This window comes from Clostridioides sp. ZZV14-6345 (assembly GCF_020657775.1).
In the GTDB taxonomy this organism is placed as follows: Bacteria; Bacillota; Clostridia; order Peptostreptococcales; family Peptostreptococcaceae; genus Clostridioides; species Clostridioides difficile_D.
In genome coordinates, this window is record NZ_JAGWCX010000120.1 from 1 (window position 1) to 4,661 (window position 4,661).

The following is a 4,661-nucleotide window of genomic DNA, read 5'->3' on the forward strand; positions in this document are numbered from 1 at the left end:
ACAGGAATGAAAATTTCATTCCTGTATAAAGTCCAACTTTTGGGTCTCAATACATATATAAAATTGATTTCTTATCTTTTTTAAATAAGATGCAGAAATTAAATTCTTAATATTTAATTTTTTAATAAAAACAATGTATTTTCTCTGACTTTGAAGAATCAAAATTTTAAAGTTTTATTAGAATATACAACTTTTTACTTTAAAATACATGAGCATTTCATCAGTGAAATAAACCATAATATATAGTAACTTGTTAGAAAAATAAAATAATTTCATATACAAATAATAAAAAATAGCCACTACAGTCTATAATTTGTAGTGGCTATTTTTTCATTGCCTCTTGTTACTCTTACATCATAATTTTCATAGTTAATACTATTATCAACCAACTCACTTATATTTTTAATTTCTTTTTCTCCTTGAATTGCATCATATATAGAAGAAGCGATTTTTTTAGTATTTCCAGTTAAACTTGAATATAAAATTAAACTTTTCATGATATATCCTCCTCTTTAGCTAAATACTCTGTTAAATACTTATCTAAATTATCTTAATATTAATAGATTTTAATTTATATAAAAATAATCTAATCTAATATACATCCAAACTGAGAGCGTGTTTGCAAAGCATCTACACATTTTTTGTTACAATAACAGCATTTCTTAATCTCATCTACTCTTCCATCTTTTATTTTCTGTAACCAATTACTATCTGCCAATAGTTGTCTTGACATAGAAACCATATCTACTCTATTGCTTGAGATAATACTTTCCATAAAATCTGGGCTAGATAATTTTCCAACTCCACATACTGGAAGATTTGTGTATTTCTTCACCTCATCAGCTAAATACAAAAAACAGCCCTCATCTTTAAAATAAGGATGATTATTCGTTGGTATAATATCTTCTAACTTTGAGTGATTTGCAAGTGTTACATGAAAACTATTTACACCTAATGATTCAAATTTTTTTACAAAATACTCAACTTCTGAAACTAGAACACCTGCATTGCCATAATGAGGATTTTCTTGTCTTATTGCAAGTTTATAATCTATTGGAATATCCTTAACTTCATTTCGAATACTGCTAATTATTTCACTTGCAAATCTGCTTCTATTCTCACAAGTTCCACCATATTCATCACTTCTATTATTAAATATGCTTGATGAAAAACTTCCTACAATCCTATCACCATGAATTTGAATCATATCAAACCCTGCTTTTTTTGCATTCAATGCTGCTACTTTAAATAAATCTATAATATTTTTAATTTCTTCTTTGGACATATTTGTTATGTAATCTTTTACTCCATCAGCCATGATTTTTTTTATCTCATCATGTGAAGTAATTCCCATTTTCATAGTATCTTTAATTAAATTAATATCATAATCTGAACAAAATATTTGTGCTGATACCTTTGCGCCAGAATTGTGTATCTCATCTACAATTTTCTTGCATTTTATAACTCCCTCTTCATTTGATAAACTCATAGCTATCTTATGAAAACTAGGTCTAACAGATACATCTCCTAAAGTAATCAGAGCTACTCCTGACTTTGCAATATCACAAAACTTTTTAATTTTTTCTTCCAATTTAAGACCCATGCTTGTAGGTGCAAATGATACTCTATTTTTTAATTCCAAACTTCCAATTTTAATTGGCTTTAACAAATTGCAATACATCCTATTCTTCCTCCACAGTTGTTTTCATATCCTTTACTACATGTAATTTCTTTACTAATTCTTTATACTCTTCATCCGAAAACTCTCTTTTTACACTGTTATCCCACTTTGAAAATATATTCTTTATATCTCCTAATACTTCCTCACCCTTGTCTGTTACTCTCAGCTGAAAAGCTCTACTATCATCAGGATTTTGGATTTTTTCTATATATCCACCTTTCTCTAACCTAGATATAGTTCTTGTCGTATAAGCTTTATCAACTTCAAATTCTGTCGAAACATCATTCAAGGAACAATTTCTATTTTTATTGATATAAATTAAATAGAAGTACAGACCATTTGTGAGTTTATATGGTTTTAAGCATTTTTCACAATAAAGTTTAAAATTTTTTTGTAAATTACAGATAATATATGATAAACTTTCATACTGTAAATTTTTAAAATCCATCTTAAATTTCCCCTCTATAATTTTAATATATTTGACTATATCAACTATATTATATTAAACAATTAATATAGTCAAGAATATTTTACTTTCTAAATATATATTTTATCAATTCTTTATAAAACATTATAGAAAATAATCATGATTAAGTCAGAAATTGGAATTTTTAATATGCACTATACATAAATATATTTTATATAAAAGTTTATATTTTCAAACAAATAAATTTACGAAAATTGTCTAAATTCAGTAAAAACATGATAATATATACATAAGCAATATAAATCTATAAAAGGGAGTGTTACATATGATATCTAATAAAATGCAAACTTTAGTTGCAAACAGTTCTGTTATAAGAGCTATGTTTGAAGAAGGAAAGAAACTTTCTGATATTTATGGAGAAGAAAATGTTTTTGATTTTAGTATAGGAAATCCAAGTGTTGAACCTCCAGAGACTATTAAAGCAGTTATAAATGATATTTTGAATGAAGAATCTCCAAATTTAGTTCATGGATATATGAATAACTCAGGATATTAAGATGTAAGAGATGCTATTGCTAATCATATCAATAAAAAAGAAGGATTAGACCTTACAAAAGAAAACTTTATTACTCCAAAAACAAGAGCTTTAATAATAAACACTCCAAATAATCCTACTGGTGTCATCTATTCTGAAGAATTATTAAAAAATCTTGGAAAATTATTGGATTCAAAACAAAAGGAATTTAATATAAACATATACTTAATTTCTGACGAACCATATAGAGAAATAATTTATGATGGTGCTAAAGTTCCTTGTGTACTAAAATACTATAGAAACTCATTTATAGGATACTCTTACAGTAAATCATTATCTCTACCTGGTGAACGTATAGGATATATTGTTGCTAATGGACAAATGGATGATTTTGATGATGTTATGTCTTCTCTAAATGTTGCAAATAGAGTACTTGGATTTGTAAATGCTCCTTCTCTTTTTCAAAGAGTTATTGCAAGAAGTTCAGATGCTGAAGTTGATGTAAACATTTATAAAAAGAATTTTGACCTTCTATATAATAGTTTAATCGATATGAGATATTCTTGTGTTAAACCTAGTGGTACATTCTATTTATTCCCAAAAGCTCCAATTGAAGATGATAAAAAATTCTGCAATGATGCAAAACAATTTAATCTATTATTAGTACCAGGTTCTTCTTTTGGTTGTCCAGGTCATTTTAGAGTATCATATTGTGTATCTTTGACAAAGTTAAAAGCTCTCTACCAGCATTTGAAAAATTAGCCAAACTGTATAATTTAAAATAATTAAATCAAGGTAATTTAAATAATAAACTACCTTAGTATAGAATACTCACATTCTATAATAAGGTAGTTTATTATTTTATGTACTATATTTCACATGCCATATTATTCCAATACACTTGAATATTGTAATCTATAGTACTAATATAAGTTACAAGGAGGTGTTTGACTTGAAAAAAGGTTATGTTTATATAATACTGACTACATTATTTTTTAGTTCAATGGAAATTAGTCTAAAAACTGTCACTAATGACTTTAATCCCTTACAAATAACTTTATCAAGATTTTTTGTTGGCGGTTTAGTCTTACTACCTTTTGCTATAAAAAGATTAAGATCTCTTAGTCTTTCTATTACAAAATCAGACTTAAAATACTTTGCATTTCTAGGTTTTATGTGTGTAGTAGTAAATATATCATTGTACCAACTGGCTGTTCTAAACACAAAAGCATCTGTAGTTGCTGTTTTGTTTAGTTGTAATCCAGTCTTTGTAATGCTTCTAGCTTACTTAATTTTGAAGGAAAAAATATATAGGCACAATGTAATTTCACTTATATTAGAAGTACTTGGAATTATAGTTATAATAAATCCATTGCATACAAAATTAACTTTTAGTGGAATATTCTTAACATTATCTTCTGCCATTATTTTTTCAATGTATACTGTATTTGGTAAAAGAAAAACTTTAAAATTTGGCGGAATAGTTGTAACTTGCTTTAGTTTTATATTTGGTAGTTTAGAAATGTTGATATTGGTTTTGCTTACTAAAATTAATTTTATCGCAGATATATTAAATAAAAATAAACTTCATGTATTTGCAAATATCCCTATTTTTAGTGGCTATACCTTACACAATATGCCCATTATGATTTATGTATTCGTATTTGTTACAGGTGCTGGTTATGCACTTTACTTCATGGCAATGGAAGCTACATCTACTAGTCTTACATCTTTAGTATTCTTCTTTAAACCAGTAATATCTCCAATACTAGCATTATTAATACTTAAAGAAATTATTCCTATTAATATGGTTATAGGAATTTTATTGATAGTAGTTGGCTCAATAATTTCTATTATACCTACAATAATTACTCAAGCGCATAATAGGCACATTGAATCCTTATATAAGGAATCATAATTGATACACTACCTTGGTTATACGTAAGATTAAATTTATTAGTTTTACATGCAATATAAAAAAAGGTTGTCTCAAAATGAACTTTTTAGTTCATGAAGCA

General features: G+C 26.4%; 6 protein-coding genes. 3 read left to right on the forward strand and 3 right to left on the reverse strand.

Features of this window, described 5'->3' with window-relative positions; translation table 11 throughout:
* Positions 1-299: 299 nt before the first annotated feature.
* The 3 genes from KGF39_RS18910 to bilQ form a co-directional block, all read right to left on the reverse strand.
* On the reverse strand, positions 300-497 hold the full coding sequence (locus KGF39_RS18910; RefSeq protein WP_227823497.1) for a flavodoxin family protein: 198 nt from the start codon (positions 495-497) through the stop codon (positions 300-302).
* Between the two features lie 89 nt (positions 498-586).
* Complete coding sequence (gene bilR / locus KGF39_RS18915) at positions 587-1,681, reverse strand: bilirubin reductase (protein ID WP_227823498.1); 1,095 nt, start codon at positions 1,679-1,681, stop codon at positions 587-589.
* Position 1,682: 1 nt separating this feature from the next.
* Complete coding sequence (gene bilQ / locus KGF39_RS18920) at positions 1,683-2,129, reverse strand: bilirubin utilization transcriptional regulator BilQ (protein WP_227823499.1); 447 nt, start codon at positions 2,127-2,129, stop codon at positions 1,683-1,685.
* Positions 2,130-2,433: 304 nt separating this feature from the next.
* Between bilQ and KGF39_RS20295 the strand changes: the two genes are divergently transcribed.
* The 3 genes from KGF39_RS20295 to KGF39_RS18930 all read left to right on the forward strand — a co-directional run bounded on the left by KGF39_RS20295 (position 2,434) and on the right by KGF39_RS18930 (position 4,561).
* Positions 2,434-2,664 (forward strand): hypothetical protein, encoded by a 231-nt coding sequence (locus KGF39_RS20295; protein ID WP_413927024.1) that lies wholly within the window; start codon positions 2,434-2,436, stop codon positions 2,662-2,664.
* Between the two features lie 126 nt (positions 2,665-2,790).
* Positions 2,791-3,405 carry an aminotransferase class I/II-fold pyridoxal phosphate-dependent enzyme gene (locus KGF39_RS20300; protein WP_413927103.1) on the forward strand — a complete coding sequence of 205 codons (615 nt, stop codon included), beginning with the start codon at positions 2,791-2,793 and terminating at the stop codon, positions 3,403-3,405.
* Between the two features lie 190 nt (positions 3,406-3,595).
* The gene (locus KGF39_RS18930; protein WP_227823500.1) at positions 3,596-4,561 is read left to right on the forward strand and encodes a DMT family transporter; all 966 of its coding nucleotides are present in this window, start codon (positions 3,596-3,598) and stop codon (positions 4,559-4,561) included.
* Positions 4,562-4,661: the final 100 nt, after the last annotated feature.

Bases quoted from the DNA above. Each gene is read 5' to 3' on its own strand.
- KGF39_RS18910 (WP_227823497.1), bottom strand. From the start codon at position 497: ATGAAAAGTTTAATTTTATATTCAAGTTTAACTGGAAATACTAAAAAA.
- bilR (WP_227823498.1), bottom strand. From the start codon at position 1,681: ATGTATTGCAATTTGTTAAAGCCAATTAAAATTGGAAGTTTGGAATTA.
- bilQ (WP_227823499.1), bottom strand. From the start codon at position 2,129: ATGGATTTTAAAAATTTACAGTATGAAAGTTTATCATATATTATCTGT.
- KGF39_RS20295 (WP_413927024.1), top strand. From the start codon at position 2,434: ATGATATCTAATAAAATGCAAACTTTAGTTGCAAACAGTTCTGTTATA.